This is a genomic window from Massilia atriviolacea (genome assembly GCF_003953935.1).
Lineage (GTDB): Bacteria > Pseudomonadota > Gammaproteobacteria > Burkholderiales > Burkholderiaceae_D > Telluria_A > Telluria_A atriviolacea.
Genome location: NZ_RXLQ01000008.1, coordinates 1 through 17,072, shown reverse-complemented (window position 1 = coordinate 17,072; position 17,072 = coordinate 1). Strand labels below are relative to the sequence as shown.

Genomic DNA, 17,072 nt, shown 5'->3' with positions numbered 1-17,072 from the left:
CGGTCGGTCACCGGAGCACCCATTTAACTGTATAAACATACAGTATTCTACGTGGGTGCTGCCGCTATTTCAAGCAGCATTCAAAGCCGCCCTTGATGCAGCACAAACGCCTCGATCAGATCGTCGAAGGCGCGGCTCAGCGGGAGGAACTTGTCGTGGTCACCTTCGATCTCACCCAGGGCATGGCAAGCCGATTCCAGGGTCGACAGCTGGTCGGGCGCATGCGCCTTGCGAATCCGGTAGCGCGAGGGCGGCATGTCGCTCAGTGGCAGGCGCGGCAGTGCATGCAGCAGTGGATTGAGATACAGCATCTTGCGGCTTTTGCGCCAGGTGCCGTCGAGCACGACCAGCAGCAGCCTGGCGGGCGCGCGCAACAGCGCCGGCGGCAAGGGCGGTGGCGGCGGCATGCCCAGCGACCGGTCGTCCGGCGTCTCCGGATACAGCAGGACCGGGTGGCGCCCGTCCACGGAAAGCAGTGTGGACAGCTGCGCCGGGTCGAACACCTCGCCGGCGGCCAGGGTGCTGCCGGCCACGCTCAGGTGCAGCAGGCGCGCGCTGCCCTTGGCGTTGCTCACTTCGAGCGGATGCTGCAGGATCAGCAGGCGCGCGTCGCAGGCGACCGGACGAATCCAGCGGCAGATGCAGGCGGCCGCCGGCCGCGCGCACTGCTGGCAGACGCTGCGCCGCGCGGGTGCGGCCTGCTGCGCGTGCACGGCGTCCTGGCGTTGCGGCAAAGCCATCACTGCGCCAGCCGGGGCGCGTCGCGCCGTCCCGCTGCCAGCTGGCCGAGCTTGAACACGCCGACCACCCGCGACAACTGCGTCGCCTGGTCCTGCATCGCCGCCGCTGCCGCAGCGGCCTGCTCGACCAGCGCCGCGTTCTGCTGGGTCACCTGGTCCATCTGGGTCACCGCCAGGTTGACCTGTTCGATGCCGTCGCGCTGCTCGTCGCTGGCGCCGGTGATGTCGTTCATGATGCGCGTCACGCGCTGGATGCTGGCGACCACGTCGTCCATGGTCTTGCCGGCCTGGTCCACCAGGCGCGTGCCGTTGTCGACCTTGCCGACCGAGTCGCCGATCAGTTCCTTGATCTCCTTCGCGGCCGCCGCCGAGCGCTGCGCCAGGGTGCGCACTTCGGACGCCACCACCGCGAAACCGCGCCCCTGCTCGCCCGCCCGCGCCGCTTCCACCGCCGCGTTGAGCGCCAGGATATTGGTCTGGAAGGCGATCCCGTCGATCACGCCGATGATGTCGACGATCTTGCTCGACGAGGCATTGATCGAACTCATCGTCGCCACCACCTGCGCCACCGCCGCGCCGCCGCGCGTGGCCACCTCGGCCGCGCTGATGGCCAGCTGGTTGGCTTCGCGCGCGTTGTCGGCATTCAGCTTGACGGTCGAGGTCAGCTGGTCCATGGCCGAGGCCGTCTCTTGCAGGGAACTGGCCTGGCTCTCGGTGCGCGAGGACAGATCCAGGTTGCCGCTGGCAATCTCGCGCGAGGCCGTGCCGATGGCGTCGGTACCGCCGCGCACCTGGCCGACGATGTCGACCAGGCTGTCGTTCATGCGCTTGAGCGACTGCATCAGTTGCCCGGTCTCGTCGCCGCTGTCGACCTCGATCCGGCTGGTCAGGTCGCCCGAGGCCACCGTTTCGGCGACCCGCACCGCGGCCCGGATCGGCCGCGTGATGGTGCCGGTGATCCACGCCGCGCAGCCGATCCCCATCAGGATGGCGAGCGCGCCCAGGCTGATGAGCATGGTGCGCCCGCTCGCATACTGGGCGGCGATCTCGGCGGCGGTCGTATCGAGCTCCCCGCGCTGCTCATCGGAGAGGCTGGCCAGGGCCGCCAGGTAGGCTTCGCGCTTGTGCGCCATGTCCTTGTCGAACACGGCTGCCGCGCCGGCCATGTCGCCGGCCGCCTTGAGCTTGAACACCGTGGCGCGCGCCGCCGTGTAGGCCTTGCGCGTTTCCAGCACCTGCTCCAGCAGCGCCTTGGCGCGCGGGTGCTTGACGCTCTCGCCCAGGATGGTCTGGATCTCGGTGGCGCGCGCGGACGAGACCTTCATCTGCGCTTCCACCTGTTTCTGATCGGCCGGGTCGCTAACCTTCCAGGCGGTGGTGGTGCGCGCCGCGTTCACTTCGATCACCTTGGCCCACTCGTCGATCAGGCGCTCGTTGCGCACCGTCTGTTTCACCATGCTGTCGGTCAGCTCGCTGGCGTGTTGCATGCGCCATACCCCGATGCCGGTCAGGGCGACCAGAAACGAGAGGACGACGGCGAAACCGAGCGTCAGGCGGGTTCCGATACTGAGATTTTTCATGAGGACGAGGGCACATGGCCTGGATTGGACGGCAGGAGAATGCTAACACCGCCGATCTGGTATGGCGAGAACAATTTTTCCCATAGGAAATGTTTCTCAAGCGAGCACAGTGACAGTAATTGTTCGCGCAGCGTCGCCAAAACGCCACAGCCCCCGCCAGCCCATCTTGCATTAACGGCATGCGTATCCAGGCAAGGAAGCGTGCATCCGGAAACTATTTTTCACACCGGCCGCTGCAAATTGACATTCCGGTATTGCTCAGCAAAAACTCCCTGCATAGAATTGAATCATTCCTTTCGGCAATTGGGAGTCCATCATCGCCAGCGTATTTTCGCCCGTCCGGCGCGCCTTGCGCCTGTTGTCCGCCGCAGCGCTGACCGGGCTGACCCTGCTCCCCTCGATCGCGGTCGAGCAGGAATTGCCGCTCGACTTCCGCCTCAACGAAACCGTGATCGCCATCCCCGCCGGGCCCGGCAAGCAGTCGGACCTGCAGACCACCTTGTTCCGGCCGAACGGCGCCGGCCCGTTTCCGCTGCTGATCATCAATCATGGCAAGGAATCGGGCGAACCGCGCAAACAGCAGCGCGAGCGCTTCATTTTCATGGCCACCGCCTTCGTCAAGCGCGGCTACGCGGTGCTGGTGCCGATGCGGCGCGGTTTCGCCGGCTCCACCGGCAGCTATGCCGACCACGGCTGCGACATGACCGCCAACGGCTACGCCCAGGCCAGCGACGTGCGCGACACCGTCGACTTCGCGCGCCGCCAGCACTGGGCCGATCCCGAGCGCATCGTCGTGGCCGGCCAATCCTACGGCGGCCTGGCCACCATCGCCCTCGGCACGCGCGCGGTGCCCGGCGTGCGCGGCCTGATCAACTTCGCCGGCGGCCTGCGCGACGATGGCGAGCGCTGCGACTGGCGCGCGCAACTGGTGCACGCCTTTGCCGACTACGGCGCGGCCAACAAGATTCCCAGCCTGTGGATGTATGGCGTCAACGATTCCCTGTTCGGACCGGAGCTGGTGGCGCGCATGCACAGCGCCTTCGAACGCGCCGGCGGCAGCGCGCGCCTGGTCGCATTCGGCGCCTTCAAGCGCGACGCGCACGGCATGATCGCCAGCCGCGACGGCGAGCGCGTCTGGTGGCGCGACACCGAACGTTTCCTGCAACAGATCGGCATGCCGACCCGCGAAATCGTGGCCGTGGCCGAGCCCCCGAGCGTGCCGCGCACCGACTTCGCGCGCGTCGACGACATCGCCGCCGTGCCCTACCTGAGCGAGAACGGGCGCGCCGCCTACCGCGAGTATTTGAACAAGCTGACCCCGCGCGCATTCGCGGTCTCGCCCAGCGGCGCCTGGTGCTGGGCCGAGGAAGGCGAAGACCCGCACGCGCGCGCCCTGGCCGCCTGCGCGCGCACCAGCGGGGAACCCTGTCAGTTGTACTCGGTTGACGACTACGTGGTGTGGAAGGACAAGCTGCTCACTGCCAGCGCCAGCGCCAGCGGCGGCGCCGGGACCGGCAGCCTCTGACGTAACGTCTTGGCAACGCCGCGAAAAACCGGACGCGTGCGCGCATAAAATGACTATACAATGTGCCGACGTTTTTTCTCGCCTGGAGAGAATCATGTTGCCACGTAATGTACTGCGCGCAGTCCTCGCCCCCGCCCTCTTCCTGTCCTGCGCCTTCCAAGCGGCCTCAGCCGCAAACAATTATCCGATCGTCCTGGTGCACGGCTTCCTCGGCTTCGGCCCGGAGCAGTACACCCGCAGCGGCTTCAAATACTGGGGCGGCTTCGACGACATCGTCGGCCACATGCGCACGCACAAGGGCCAGCACCAGGTCTGGGCCGCCTCGGTCGGCGCGATCAGTTCCAACTGGGACCGTGCGGCCGAACTGTATTATCAGATCAAGGGGGGCTGCGTCGATTACGGCAGCACCCACACGGGCAGCGCGGCCAGGTTCGGCGCCCTGCGCCAGCCCGAGGGCAAGTGCTGGGCCGCCGATGCGGCCAACAATCCGAACGGCTACCCGCTCGCGCTGTATCCGGCCTGGGATGCGCGCCACCCGATCCACCTGATCGGCCACAGCCAGGGCGGCCAGACCATCCGCGCCCTGATCGAACTGCTGGAGAACGGCTCGCCGCACGGCGACGAAGGCGGCGCCGAACTGTACCAGGGCGGCAAGACCGGCTGGGTGCTCAGCGCCACCACCATTTCCTCGCCCAACGACGGCACCAGCCTGCGCGACGCCATGGGAGAAACCGGGGCCGCCCTCACCCAGCTCGCGACCGGCATCGCCAGCATCGCCAACGGCGGCAACGCGGCCCAGACGGCGCAGGACTTCGGGCTGGAGCAATTCGGCCTGCGCAGCCGCGCGGCCGAGCCGCAGGCGGCCTACCACCAGCGCGTGATGGCCGCGCCCTTCTGGGACCAGGACAACTTCGACTCGGCCCAGGCCGAAATGACGCCCGACGGCGCGCGCACCTTCAACGCCTGGGTCAAGACCTCGCCCTCGGTGTATTACTTCTCGATCAGTAACCAGGCCACCGAAGCCGGCAGCCCGTGCTGCAACAACACCGACCGCCTGCTGTTCCCGCTCCAGAACCCGGCCTTCCAGTATCCGCGCGCCGACATGGCCTCGCTCACGCGCCCCTACGCGGGCGAATGGGTGATTCCCTCGGCCGGACGGCGCGGCATGGGGTCGTATACGCTGGCCGGCTTCGGCCGGGTGCCGGTCGACCATACCTGGTTCGCCAACGATGGCGTGGTCAACACGGTCAGCATGCGCGCGCCCTCCGGGCATCCGGTGCGCGACTACAGCGGCACGCCGCTGCGCGGCAGCTGGAATTTTTTGCAGAACTACAAAGGCTACGACCACTTCGACATGATCGGCTGGCCCAAATCCGGGCCGCGCGTGTATCCGATCTACGATGCGGTGGCCGCCATCCTGTACAGCCTATGAGGCGCCGAGCGTGCCTTCCCAGGCCTGCAACTGCGCCACGGTGGCGGTCACGCCGCCGCACACGATCACCAGCAGGTTCCTGAAGCCGGCCAGCTCGGGGCGGCCGGCGTAAGCCACCGCCAGCGAGGCGCCGCAGGCCGGCTCGACCACCAGGCGGTGGTCGTCCATGAAGCGGATGCAGGCCGCCACCGCGGCCTTGTCGGTCACCACCATGCTGTCGATCGGGTGCGCGCGGGTCCAGTCGAACGCCGCCTGCGACACCTGGCGCGAGCCGAGCGAGGTGGCGATGCTGGCGATGCGCGGCAGCTCGATGCGCGCGCCGGCCTCGATCGACTGCGCCAGCGAATCGGCGCCGTCGGTTTCGACGGCGATCACCGGCACCTTGTCCCAGCCGTTGCGACGCAAGCCTTCGATCACGCCGCACATCAAACCGCCCCCGCCCACCGACAGCACCACCGCGTCGGGCGTGACGCCCGCGTGCGCGACTTCGTCGATCATGCTGGCGTGGCCGGTCCACAGCAGGGGATCGTCGAAGGCGTGGATGAAGGCATCGTGCTCGCCCACCATCGACAGCGCCAGCGCGTTCGCTTCGGTAAACGAGGCGCCGTGCACGATCACCTCGGCCTGCTCGCGCCGCATCAGTTCGCGCGCGCGCGCGCTGGTCGTTTCCGGCGCGACCACCACCACCGGCAGGCCCAGTTGACGGCCGGCGCAGGCGGCGGCCAGGCCCGCATTGCCGCCCGACGAAGAGATGAAGCGCCTGGCCCCGCGCCGCGCGTATTCCTCGCAGGCGTGGCCGATGCCGCGCAGCTTGAACGAGCCGCTCGGCTGCAGCGCTTCCATCTTCAGCCAGACCGTCTGGCCCTCCTTGCTCATGGCCGACGAAGCGATCAGCGCAGTCTCGATATGTAGTGTCATCGTTGAATCAATGTCCCGTAAAGTGAAAAACCCAAGTCAAAGCTGTTCCAGCCGGAGCCGCACCGACGCCGCCTGCCCGGCGCACGCGGCGCGCGCGTCCTGGTCCATGTTGAACAGGTTGCGGTACACCATGCCCAGGCGCTGATTGCCCGACAGCCGGTCGGCGTTGCGTTCGAAAAAATCCCAGTACAGCGCATTGAACGGACAGGCCGTCTCGCCCAGGCGCGCCTTTTTATCGTAGTGGCAGCCCTTGCAGTAGTCGCTCATGCGGTCGATGTAGGCCGCACTCGACACATACGGCTTGGTCGCCAGCAGGCCGCCGTCGGCGAACTGGCTCATGCCGATCGTGTTCGGCATTTCCACCCACTCGAACGCGTCGACGTACACGCCAAGATACCACTGGTGCAGCGCGTGCGGGTCGAGTCCCGCCAGCAGCGAAAAATTGCCGATGATCATCAGGCGCTGGATATGGTGGGCGTGCGCATCGTCGAGCGACTGGCCGATGGCGTGGCGCAGGCAGCGCATCTTCGTTTTGCCGTCCCAGAACCAGGACGGCAGCGGGGTGTCGTGGCCGAACACATTGTGCTGTTCGTAGCCGGGCATGCTGGCCCAGTACACGCCGCGCACGTACTCGCGCCAGCCCAGGATCTGGCGGATGAAGCCTTCCACCGCGTGCAGCGGCGCGTGGCCGGCGCGCCAGGCGTCTTCGGCTTCGGCGATCACTTCGCGCGGATGCAGCATCTTGGTGTTGAGGGCGAACGAGAGCATCGAATGGAACAGGCGCGTGGCCGTCGTGTGCATCGCGTCCTGGTAGTGGCCGAAGTGCGGCAGGCCATGCTCGATGAAGGCGTCCAGGTGGGTCAGCGCTTCGGCGCGGTCCTGCGGCCAGACGATGCGCGCCGCGTCGGGGCGGCCGAAGCTGGCCACGCCGGCGGCCTCGATGCCGGCCCACAGGGCCGCATGGTCGTGCTGCGCGCGCGTGTCGAACGGCTCGGGCGGCGTGCCGCGCCACGGCTTGCGGTTGTCGTGGTCGAAGTTCCACTGCCCGCCGGCCGGCTTGCCGCCCGGTTCCACCAGCACCCCGTGCACGAGGCGCATCTGGCGGTAGAAGTACTCCATCAGCCATTGCGGGCGGCCCGCAAAAATGCGTTCGGCTTCATCGCGCGTGGTCAGGAAATGTTCGCTGCCGGCCATGCTGCCTGGCAGCGCCAGTTGCGCCGCGTAGGCGGCCAGCTGTCGGTCGAGCCGGTACTCGTCCGGCTCCTGGTATTGAAAACCGGTGGCGCCGTAATGGGCCAGCAGCGCGTCGATATTGGCGGGAATCGCCTGCAGGTTGGCCGGGTCGTCGATGCGCAGGTAGTGCACGCGGTGGCCGTCGTGTTCGAGCCGGCGCGCCAGCGCGCGCATGGCGGCGAAGATGGCGATGATCTTTTGCGCATGGTGGCGGACGTAGTCGGTTTCCTGGCGCACTTCCATCAGTATATACACCACCTCGGCGCGCACCTCGCCGAACCAGCTGTGCAGGGGATTGAGCTGGTCGCCGAGGATCAGGCGCAGCGTCGTCGTCGATGGCGGCATGGGAAAAGCAAGGAGTCCGGTGAGAGGAACCGAGTCTATCACGCCCCAGACTTGCCCGTCGGCCATGCCACATGGCCCATTCCAGCCTTGACCACGTCAGTGCGCATACATTCCTGCAACGTGCCTGGCGCTGTCGCGCGCTGCCGTCGCACCTTGTATGGCATCATTCCTGACGGCAGCCCTGCATCCGCAATGATAGGAATCTTGATGACGGCATCGACGAAAAAGACGGCGAACGCCGATTCCACGACACGACCGGGCGACTTCCCGGTGATCGTGATCGGCACTTCCGCTGGCGGACTCAGTGCGCTGAGCTCTCTCGTGGCGCAACTGCCTGCGGACTTCCCCGCCGCGATCCTGGTGGTCCAGCACATGACGGCGACAAGCTCGAACGAGGCGATATTGCGCATGCTTGCCGACAAGGGCAACCTGCCGTGCAAGCAAGCGATACAGCATGGCGTGATCAAGAGCGGCTGTATCTATCTGGCGCAGCCGGATCACCACCTGATGATCTCGCAAGGCAAAACCGTGGTGACCAAGGGCGCGCGCGAAAACCGGGCGCGGCCCGCGATCGATCCCCTGTTCCGTTCCGCCGCCGTCGAATTCGGCAACCGGCTCATCGGCGTCATCCTCACCGGCTATCTCGACGACGGCACCTCGGGCATGGAAGTGATCCGCCGCTGCGGCGGCGTTTGCGTGGTCCAGGACCCGGCCGACGCCGCCTACCCGGACATGCCGCAAAACGTGCTCAACCATGTCAAGGTCGATCACTGCGTGCCGCTGGCGGAAATGGGTAGCCTGCTGACGCGGCTCGCGCTTGGCGAGCGCGGCAAGGCAATTGCCGTTCCCGACGATATCGCGGTCGAGGCCAGGATCGCCGAGCGCGTATTGAGCGACCTGGAATCGGTCGAGTTCCTCGGGACGCAGCTGCCGTTCAACTGTCCCGGCTGCGGCGGCGTGCTGTGGCAAATGAAGGTTGGAAACCACGTGCGCTTCCGTTGCCATACCGGTCACGCGTACACGGCGGCAGCGCTCCTGGCGGAGCAGACGGCGAAGATGGAGGAAACCCTGTGGGTCGCCCTGCGCATGTTCGAAGAGCACAAGAACCTGCTCGTCAAGATGGGTGCGGAGGGCAGCGCCAGCCCCTCCTACGCCGAGCGCGTGGAACAGTCGAACATCCATATCCGGCGGATCAAGGCGATGTTGCACTCCAACACGGCCAACGCCGATCCGCCGGGCTAGGGAGCCGCCCGTGCCGCCCGTGCCGCCAGCAGCGCCGCCAGCGCGCCCGCATCGACCGGCTTGACCAGGTGATGGTCGAAGCCGGCGTCCAGCGCCAGGCGCCGGTCCTGTTCCTGGCCGTAGCCGGTCACGGCGATCAGGGTCGCGCCCTGCGCAGCGTCGACCGCGCGGATCGCGCGCGCCAGCTGGTAGCCGTTCATCCCGGGCAGGCCGATGTCGAGGATGCAGACGTCGGGCGCGTGGCGCGCGGCGCTGGCCAGGCCCGCGTGCGAGCTGTTCTCGGTCAGCACCTCGTAGCCGGACGCTTCGAGCAGCATCGACAGCATCAGCGCCGCATCCGGATTGTCATCGACCACCAGCACCCGCAAGGGGCCCTGCGGCAGGGCCGGACGCTCGCCGGCGGGCCCGGCCGGCTGGCCGGCGCCGGCCAGCAGCGGCAGGCGCACGGTCAGCACGCTGCCCTTGCCCGGCCCCTCGCTGGCGGCGCTCACCTGGCCGCCGTGCAGCTCGACCAGGCTGCGCACCACGGCCAGCCCCACCCCGAGCCCGCCCTGCGCGCGGTCGGCGCTGCGCTCGCCCTGGGTAAACAGGTCGAACACGCGCGGCAGCAGTTCGAGACCCATGCCGATGCCGTCGTCGCGCACGGCCAGCACCACGCTGTCGCCGTCGAGCGCCAGGGTCAGGACGATATTGCCGCCGTCGGGCGTGTACTTGGCCGCGTTATTGAGCAGGTTGGTGAGCACCTGCACCAGGCGCTTGTGGTCGCCCATCACATACGCCGCCTCGGGCGGCAGCAGCACCGCCAGACGGTGGCGGCGCGCGTCGATCAGCGGGCGCACCTGCTCGACCGCGTCGCCGATCATGCGCTTCATGTCGTGCGGCTGGCGGTCGGTCGAAATCAGGCCGCGCGTCACCCGCGAAACGTCGATCAGGTCGTCCACCAGGCCGGTGATGTGCGCGGTCTGGCGGATGATGATGTCGGTCGTCTCGCGCAGACGCGCCTCGTCCAGGCGCACGTGCTTGAGCAGCTGCGCCGCCGAGCTGATCGGCGCCAGCGGATTGCGCAGTTCGTGCGAGAGCATCGCCAGGAATTCATCCTTGCGCCGGTGGGCGTCGCGCAGGTCTTCTTCGGCGCGCATGCGTTCGGTGATGTCGAGCGTGACCCCGCGCACCGCGAACGGCGTGCCCCCGGCATCGCAGCGCACCTTGCCGCGGATATCGAGCCACAGCATGCGGCCGTCGTCGGGGCGGCGAAAGCGCACGGTTTCCTGGTAGCCGCCGCCGCTGGCGATGGCGCGCACGCGCGCCTCGAGCAGGCGCCGGGCATCGTCCGGATGGATCGATGCGGTGAGGCTGTCGATGTCCGGTTCGCGCTTGCCCAGCACCAGTTCCGCGTTCTCCGAAAACACCATCTCGCCGGTGTCGATGCGCCAGTCCCAGACCACCATGCGCGCCGCGTTCATGCCTTCCGACAGGCGCTCGGCGCTGTCGGCGCTGGCCAGCTGCGCGGCGTGGGCGTCGCTTACGTCGTGGCCCTGCACGAAGATGCCGCTGGTGCGCCCTTCCTTGTCGAACAGCGGCTGGTACAGCAGGTCGATGTGGCGCTGCACCAGCGGGCCGCCGGCGCTGCGCTGCACCGTCACGCACAGGCCGCGCCCGACGAACGGTTGGCCGCTGCGGTACACCTGGTCGAGCAGTTCCTCGAAGCCCTGGCCGCGGATGTCGGGCAGCGCTTCCCAGGCCGGCTTGCCCACCAGCTCGCGGTGGCCGACCAGCTGGTAATACGCTTCGTTGACCATCTCGAACACATGCCGCTCGCCGGCCAGCACGGCGATGAAGCCGGGCGCCTGGTTGAACAGGTCGCGCAGGTGGCTGCGCTCGACCATCAGGATGCGGTTCATCGCCTGGTGCATCTGGGCCTGGTTGAAATGCCCGTCGCCCGACCCGCTGCCGGCCTGCGGCGCGACCGAGGCCACGCGCGACTGGCGGTCGTAGCGGTACAACTCGGTGACATCGATCGAGTTCTGCGCCAGGAAGGCCACGCGCCCGGCGCCGTCCTTGACCGGCGTGTGCACGGTGCTCCAGAAGCGCTCCTCGAAGCCGCCGCCGGGCGCCGGCACCGAGTAGCGCAGGAAGGCGCAGGTGTCCGGCATGCCGCTGGCCAGCGCGCGCAGCATCGACGCGCGCACGGCGGCCACATTGGTCGAACCGGGGTCGTCCGGGTTCTCGGGAAAGGCGTCGAAGACGTAGCGGCCGCGCAGTTCGGCTTCGCTGCGCCCGGTGACACGGCAGTAGGCATCGTTGGCGCTGATGATGGTCAGTTCCAGGTCCGTCAGCATGTACGGATAGGGAGAGGCGCGGAACAGGGCCTCGTAGTCGGGTCGCGTGGTCATGCCGGATTGTCGCATGCGCCCCTGCGCGTTGACCAATTGCTGTTGATAATTTGCATCGCCGCGCGGGCATTGTCAAACCGGCTAACGTGCGTGGCAAGCGATGGTGTATGAAGTAAAATATTGCTTTTGAATGCGGCGCCTCCTTCCCGTGCCCAGGAAATCTCCATGAGCCAGGCAAACCCCGACCGTCCCGACCTCGATTTGTCCAGCTGCGACAAGGAACCGATCCGCTTCCCCGGCAGCATCCAGCCGCACGGCTTTTTGCTGGCGCTGTCGCCCACCCTGCAGGTGCTCCAGGCCAGCGACAACCTCGACGACATGATCGGCGCCGACGCGGCGCGCGCCATCGGCCAGTCGCTGCAGGCGGTGATCGGCGAACAGGCCGGCCTGCAGCTGGTGCCCGAGATCGACGCCGCCGACATCGGCCAGCGTCCGCTGTACCTGTGCACCCTCGGCATCGGCCCGGCGCGCCACTTCGACGTGCTGGCGCATTACTACGATGCGCTGCTGATCCTCGAATTCGAATCGGTGGCGCGCGCCTCGGCCGCCGACTTCCGCCACCTGCACCGCCAGGTCGGCGATTTTCTGCTCAAGCTGACCGACACCGCCAGCACCCGGACCATGAGCGCGCTGGCGGCCCAGGAAATCCGCCGCGTCACCGGCTTCGGCCGGGTCATGGTGTACCAGTTCGACGACGAGGGCCACGGCCATGTGCTGGCCGAATGCCGCGCCGACGACTATCCGTCCTACCTGGGGCAGCGCTTTCCGGCGTCCGACATTCCGCGCCAGGCGCGCGAGCTGTACATGCTCAACCGGATCCGCCTGATCCAGGATGCCGACTACACGCCGGCGCGCCTGGTCCCGGCCCTCAATCCGGTCACCGGCAAGCCCAACGACCTCTCGTTCGCGGCCCTGCGCAGCGTCTCGCCGATCCACCTGCAATACATGCGCAACATGGGCACGCTGGCCTCGATGTCGGTCTCGCTGATGGTCAAGGGCAAGCTGTGGGGACTGATCTCGTGCCACCATGCGACGCCCTGCACGGTCGCCTTCGACAAGCGCACCGCCTGCGAACAGCTGGGCCAGATCCTGTCGATGTGCATCGAGTCGCGCGAAGACGCCAACGAGCTCCAGTTCCGCCTCGACGTGCGCCGCATCATGGTCTCGATGCTGGCCGGCCTGACCCAGAGCGCCGACTTCATCGACAACCTCTCCAGCGTTTTCCCGGCCCTGCTGAAGTTCGCGCGCGCCGGCGGCGCCGCCATCCTGTTCGAGGAGCGCCTGCTGACCTACGGCGACACGCCCGACGAGGAAGCGATCCGCGAACTGGTGGCCTGGCTCGACCTGCACTGCCATGGCGACGTGTTCCACACCGACCAGCTGGCGGCGCTGTACCCGCCGGCGGCGGCGCTGGCCGCCAACAGCGCGGGCCTGCTGGCGATGCCGGTCTCGCGCATCCACAAGCACTACCTGCTGTGGTTCCGGCCCGAAGTGGTGCGCACGGTGGAATGGGCCGGCAACCCGCACGACAAGGACGGCGCGCCGCCGGCGGCGCAACTGACGCCGCGCACCAGCTTCGCCACCTGGCGCGAGACCATCACCGGCACCAGCGCGCCCTGGCACGGCGGCGAGATCGAACTGGCGATCGAGTTCCGCAGCGCGCTGCTGGGCATCGCGCTCGAACGCGCCGAACAGATGGCCGAACTGGCCGAAGAACTGGGGCGCGCCAACAAGGAACTCGAAGCGTTTTCGTACTCGGTCTCGCACGATCTGCGCGCGCCGCTGCGCCACATCGTCGGCTTTTCCGACCTGCTGCTGGAACCGTCCGCCAACGAGAACCTGGAAAAGCGCCAGCGCTTCCTGCGCAACATCAAGGATTCGGCGCGCCTGGCCGGCAAGCTGGTCGACGACCTGCTCAGTTTTTCGCAGATGGGGCGCGCCGCGCTGCGCCCGACCCTGATCCAGATGGACGACCTGGTGCGCTCCTGCATCGACAAACTCGCGCTCGACATCGGCGCGCGCCAGGTCGAATGGGACATCGGCACCTTGCCGGCGATGCGCGCCGACCCCACCTTCGTGCAGCTGGCGCTGTACAACCTGCTCTCGAACGCGGTCAAGTTCACCAGCCAGAAAGAGCGCGCCGTGATTACCATCCGCGCCAGCGACGAGGGCGCGGAATGGGTGATGTCGATCGCCGACAACGGCGCCGGTTTTCACATGGATTACGTGCACAAGCTGTTCGGCGTGTTCCAGCGCCTGCACCGGATGGAAGACTTCCAGGGAACCGGCATCGGCCTGGCCAATGTGCGCCGCATCATCGAACGCCACGGCGGGCGCGTGTGGGCCAAGGGAGCGCCGGGCAACGGCGCCACCTTTTACTTCAGCATTCCCAAAGAACTCAATATTTAAGGTAAGTAAGACATGTTAAAGCCCATCCTGCTGGTCGAAGATAATCCGCACGACCTGGAACTGACCCTGATCGCGCTGGAAAAAAGCCAGCTGGCCAATGAAGTGATCATCGCGCGCGACGGCGCCGAGGCGCTCGATTACCTGATGTGCCGTGGCGCGCACGCGGCGCGCCAGGTAGGCAATCCGACCGTGGTGCTGCTCGACCTGAAGCTGCCCAAGATCGACGGCCTCGAAGTGCTCAAGGAAATCCGCAGCACGCCGGCCCTGAAAAGCACGCCGGTGGTGATGCTCACCTCGTCCAAGGAAGAACAGGACCTGCTGCGCAGCTACGAGCTGGGAGTCAATGCGTACGTGGTCAAGCCGGTCGACTTCAAGGAATTCGTGCGCGCGATCGCGGACCTGGGGATTTTCTGGGCGGTGCTCAACGAACCGCCGCCGGGGTCGTACCGCTACGTCAAGCCGCACTGAATCGCATGACGGCGTGCGGCGTGCGGCGCTTAGTGCGAGGCGGCGCGCGCCGCTTAGTGCGAGGTGGCGCCGGCCGGCTTGCGGCGCCGCAGCAGATGGCGGATGCGCGCACTGAGCACATCGGCGTTGTACGGCTTTTGCAGCAGGTTGACCTTGGCATCGAGCTTGCCCTCGTGCGCCAGCACCCCCTCGGCATAGCCCGAGGTGAACAGGATCTGGGCCGACGGCAGCTTGGCGCGCACCACTTCGCTCAATTCCAGGCTGCTTAATTTGCCCGGCATGATCACGTCCGAAAACACCAGGTCGATCTTGGCGCCCGAGTCGATCAATTCCACGGCATGCGCCGCGTCCTCCGCTTCGAACACCTGGTAACCTAGCGCGGACAGCAATTCGACGGTGCTGGTGCGCACGTCCGCCTCGTCTTCGACCACGAGTATCGTTTCCAGTCCGCCGAACAGGGGCGCCTGCACGTGTTCCTCGGCGTCTTCCGGCTCGCTGGCGCTGCGTTGCAGGAAAATCTTGACGCTGGTGCCGGCCCCCAATGCGCTTTTCAGCTGGATTTCGCCGCCCGACTGCTTGACGAAACCGTACGCCATCGACAGCCCCAGGCCCGTGCCCTGCCCGGTCGGCTTGGTCGTGAAAAACGGTTCGAAGGCGCGCTGCAGCACCGCTTCCGGCATCCCGCAGCCGGTGTCGGACACTTCCACCATGACGTAGTCGCCCGCCGCCAGCTCCGACAGCAGGGGCGAACCGACCGGCACGTTGGCCGCGCGGATGGTCAGGGTGCCGCCGTCGGCCATGGCGTCGCGCGCGTTGATGGCCAGGTTCAGGATCACATTGTTCAACTGGCTCGGATCGACCGTGGTGCTCCACAGCTGTTCTTCGATCTCGGTGACGATGACGGCGCGCGGGCCGAGCACGCGGCGCATCATTTCATCCATGTCGCGCAGCACCGTGCCGGGATTGACCACCACCGCCTGCAGCGGCTGGCGGCGGGCAAAGGCGAGCAGGTGGGCCGACAGCTTGGCGCCGCGCTCGACCCCGGCCAGCGCGATATCGATGCGGGTGCGCGCGCTCTCGCTCACCCCGCCGAGCAGCTTGAGCAACTGCAGGTTGCCGCCGATGATCTGCAAGACGTTGTTGAAGTCGTGCGCCACGCCGCCGGTCAGCTGGCCGATCGCTTCCATCTTCTGCGCCTGGTGCAGGGCCGACTGGCTGGCGGCCAGTTCTTCCTGGCTGCGCCGCAGCGACACGAAGGCTTCGTCGCGCTGCTTGCGCGCGATGTAGGCGGCGCTGTGGTAGCGCACGCGCGCGATCAGTTCGCGCCCGTCGGGCCACTTGACCATGTAATCGTTGGCGCCGGTGGCAAACGCCCTGGCCTTGATCTCGGCGTCTTCCTCGGACGAGAGCAGGATGACCGGCAGGTGCTCGGTGTCGCGGTGCTGGCGCAGCAGGCGGATCACGTCGAAACCGTCCACCCCCGGCATGCGCAGGTCGACCAGCACCACTGTCGCACCGACCTCCAGCGCCAGTTCGACGACGCGCTCGGACTGCGATGCATAGCGCAGGGCCACGTCGGAACACGCTTCGAGGCAGTGCGCGATGAAGTCCTGGGCGAAGGGCTCATCGTCTATCAGCAGTACCGAACAGGGGGTCGTTTTGTCGTCGATCATGTGTATTGCTATAACATAAATTTCGTTATATTTTACATGAGGACAAGCTGTTTCGAATGCAACAAAATCTCAACCGTGCGCGCCACCGCCCGCCTGCGGGCATGCGCGGCGCATGGACGGCGGCTGGCGTGCAACTGGCAGCACCAAGGCAAAAAGGGCCTGCGATTGCAGGCCCTTTCAAATTCTGGCTCCCCGACCTGGACTCGAACCAGGGACCTGCGGATTAACAGTCCGTCGCTCTACCAACTGAGCTATCAGGGAAAAGAGGCCGTATTATATAGGCCCCGGACGAATTTTAGAAGTAGAAATTACCAAAAATGCCGATATGGTCGCCTTTGGTCTTTTCGGTGTAGGTCACACGGCGGTAAACGTAGTTCGACTCGTACTCTTCTTTCACGTAACGCAGCTTCAGGCCGACGTTCGGGCTGAAGAAGTATTCGCCCTCGACCACGGCGCCGACGGTGTTGTCGAACTCCTGGTAGACGCCGGCGCCGAAGCCGTCGCCGTTCAGTTTAGGGCTCGACACATAACGCACGCCGCCGCCGATGCGCATGTTGTTGGTCGGGTGGAAGTAAGCCAGCACTTCGATCGGGAAACGCTTGAAGGTCACGTCGCCGTTCTTGGCGCTGGCCTGGTCGACGTGGAAACCGACGGTGCCCTGGAACGAGAACTGTTGGTTGACGCGGTAGTCGACGCCGCCCAGGAAGGCGATCAGGCCGCCGGCGCGCACGTCGACCGAGCCGCCGTGCGAATATTCAGCGGTGGCGAGCTTGTCGCCGCCAGCGGTCAGGCCGGCGCCGACGACGAAGCGCAGCGGGTTGGCCTGCGCGGTTTGTGCCTGGGCCGAGCTCAGGGATGCGATCGCAACAGCGATCACGAGTGCAATTTTTTTCATGGTATTTTTGTAGGGTGGTTGGCCGTCACGCGCGGAATGCTGCGTATTTACCAGGCGGAATGATACTTGCATCAATTGCAAATAAGCAAGGAAGATCACTGGCAGGCGTTGTTTTCGGGTAACAAACAGTGCAAATCTGCTTAGAAAACAAAAAAGGCCACGTTGATTCAACGTGGCCTCTCGCATTCTGGCTCCCCGACCTGGACTCGAACCAGGGAC

12 protein-coding genes and 1 tRNA gene are annotated in these 17,072 nt (G+C 66.6%); 5 read left to right on the top strand and 8 right to left on the bottom strand.

The genetic code is table 11. The features are described from left to right. Positions 1 to 80 precede the first annotated feature (80 nt). Both EJB06_RS15795 and EJB06_RS15790 read right to left on the bottom strand, forming a co-directional pair. Positions 81 to 740: a tRNA-uridine aminocarboxypropyltransferase gene (locus EJB06_RS15795; protein WP_126075008.1), complete on the bottom strand. Its 660-nt coding sequence runs from the start codon at positions 738 to 740 to the stop codon at positions 81 to 83. Beyond that, a complete protein-coding gene (locus tag EJB06_RS15790) occupies positions 740 to 2,320 on the bottom strand; it encodes a methyl-accepting chemotaxis protein (protein WP_126075007.1) in 1,581 nt (526 codons plus the stop codon). The genes EJB06_RS15795 and EJB06_RS15790 overlap by 1 nt, the downstream gene beginning before the upstream one ends. A gap of 349 nt (positions 2,321 to 2,669) precedes the next feature. Here EJB06_RS15790 and EJB06_RS15785 point away from each other — a divergent pair, with 349 nt between their 5' ends. Continuing rightward, entirely contained in the window at positions 2,670 to 3,845 is a 1,176-nt protein-coding gene (locus EJB06_RS15785) for a dienelactone hydrolase family protein (protein WP_229427115.1), read from the top strand. A 94-nt stretch (positions 3,846 to 3,939) separates the two neighbouring features. After that, positions 3,940 to 5,277, top strand: a complete 1,338-nt coding sequence (locus tag EJB06_RS32235) for an esterase/lipase family protein (RefSeq protein WP_198420843.1) — start codon at positions 3,940 to 3,942, stop codon at positions 5,275 to 5,277. Here EJB06_RS32235 and EJB06_RS15775 read toward each other — a convergent pair. Next, positions 5,272 to 6,195 (bottom strand): pyridoxal-phosphate dependent enzyme, encoded by a 924-nt coding sequence (locus EJB06_RS15775; protein WP_126075006.1) that lies wholly within the window; start codon positions 6,193 to 6,195, stop codon positions 5,272 to 5,274. The two genes, EJB06_RS32235 and EJB06_RS15775, sit on opposite strands and share 6 nt — an antisense overlap. Positions 6,196 to 6,231: 36 nt before the next feature. Beyond that, entirely contained in the window at positions 6,232 to 7,773 is a 1,542-nt protein-coding gene (locus tag EJB06_RS15770) for a cryptochrome/photolyase family protein (RefSeq protein ID WP_126075005.1), read from the bottom strand. Between the two features lie 207 nt (positions 7,774 to 7,980). Here EJB06_RS15770 and EJB06_RS15765 point away from each other — a divergent pair, with 207 nt between their 5' ends. Then, a complete protein-coding gene (locus EJB06_RS15765; RefSeq protein WP_126075004.1) occupies positions 7,981 to 9,015 on the top strand; it encodes a chemotaxis protein CheB in 1,035 nt (344 codons plus the stop codon). On the opposite strand, the gene EJB06_RS15760 is transcribed toward EJB06_RS15765, so the two are convergent. Further along, positions 9,012 to 11,408 (bottom strand): PAS domain-containing hybrid sensor histidine kinase/response regulator, encoded by a 2,397-nt coding sequence (locus EJB06_RS15760; protein WP_164557936.1) that lies wholly within the window; start codon positions 11,406 to 11,408, stop codon positions 9,012 to 9,014. The genes EJB06_RS15765 and EJB06_RS15760 overlap by 4 nt on opposite strands. 165 nt (positions 11,409 to 11,573) lie before the next feature. On the opposite strand from EJB06_RS15760, the gene EJB06_RS15755 reads away from it, so the two are divergent. After that, entirely contained in the window at positions 11,574 to 13,817 is a 2,244-nt protein-coding gene (locus EJB06_RS15755; RefSeq protein WP_126075002.1) for an ATP-binding protein, read from the top strand. A gap of 12 nt (positions 13,818 to 13,829) precedes the next feature. Then, complete coding sequence (locus EJB06_RS15750; protein ID WP_126075001.1) at positions 13,830 to 14,285, top strand: response regulator; 456 nt, start codon at positions 13,830 to 13,832, stop codon at positions 14,283 to 14,285. A 53-nt stretch (positions 14,286 to 14,338) separates the two neighbouring features. Here EJB06_RS15750 and EJB06_RS15745 read toward each other — a convergent pair whose 3' ends face one another. The 3 genes from EJB06_RS15745 to EJB06_RS15735 form a co-directional block, all read right to left on the bottom strand. Further along, complete coding sequence (locus EJB06_RS15745) at positions 14,339 to 15,958, bottom strand: response regulator (RefSeq protein WP_126075000.1); 1,620 nt, start codon at positions 15,956 to 15,958, stop codon at positions 14,339 to 14,341. 185 nt (positions 15,959 to 16,143) lie between these two features. Continuing rightward, positions 16,144 to 16,219 (bottom strand) — tRNA-Asn (locus tag EJB06_RS15740). A 34-nt stretch (positions 16,220 to 16,253) separates the two neighbouring features. Beyond that, entirely contained in the window at positions 16,254 to 16,853 is a 600-nt protein-coding gene (locus EJB06_RS15735; protein ID WP_164557935.1) for an outer membrane beta-barrel protein, read from the bottom strand. Between the last annotated feature and the right edge of the window lie 219 nt (positions 16,854 to 17,072).

What these genes read in the sequence shown, in the direction of transcription:
- EJB06_RS32235 (WP_198420843.1), top strand. Translation starts at nt 3,940, where the DNA reads ATGTTGCCACGTAATGTACTGCGCGCAGTCCTCGCCCCCGCCCTCTTC.
- EJB06_RS15775 (WP_126075006.1), bottom strand. Translation starts at nt 6,195, where the DNA reads ATGACACTACATATCGAGACTGCGCTGATCGCTTCGTCGGCCATGAGC.
- EJB06_RS15790 (WP_126075007.1), bottom strand. Translation starts at nt 2,320, where the DNA reads ATGAAAAATCTCAGTATCGGAACCCGCCTGACGCTCGGTTTCGCCGTC.
- EJB06_RS15745 (WP_126075000.1), bottom strand. Translation starts at nt 15,958, where the DNA reads ATGATCGACGACAAAACGACCCCCTGTTCGGTACTGCTGATAGACGAT.
- EJB06_RS15760 (WP_164557936.1), bottom strand. Translation starts at nt 11,408, where the DNA reads ATGACCACGCGACCCGACTACGAGGCCCTGTTCCGCGCCTCTCCCTAT.
- EJB06_RS15795 (WP_126075008.1), bottom strand. Translation starts at nt 740, where the DNA reads ATGGCTTTGCCGCAACGCCAGGACGCCGTGCACGCGCAGCAGGCCGCA.
- EJB06_RS15735 (WP_164557935.1), bottom strand. Translation starts at nt 16,853, where the DNA reads ATGAAAAAAATTGCACTCGTGATCGCTGTTGCGATCGCATCCCTGAGC.
- EJB06_RS15765 (WP_126075004.1), top strand. Translation starts at nt 7,981, where the DNA reads ATGACGGCATCGACGAAAAAGACGGCGAACGCCGATTCCACGACACGA.
- EJB06_RS15770 (WP_126075005.1), bottom strand. Translation starts at nt 7,773, where the DNA reads ATGCCGCCATCGACGACGACGCTGCGCCTGATCCTCGGCGACCAGCTC.
- EJB06_RS15750 (WP_126075001.1), top strand. Translation starts at nt 13,830, where the DNA reads ATGTTAAAGCCCATCCTGCTGGTCGAAGATAATCCGCACGACCTGGAA.
- EJB06_RS15755 (WP_126075002.1), top strand. Translation starts at nt 11,574, where the DNA reads ATGAGCCAGGCAAACCCCGACCGTCCCGACCTCGATTTGTCCAGCTGC.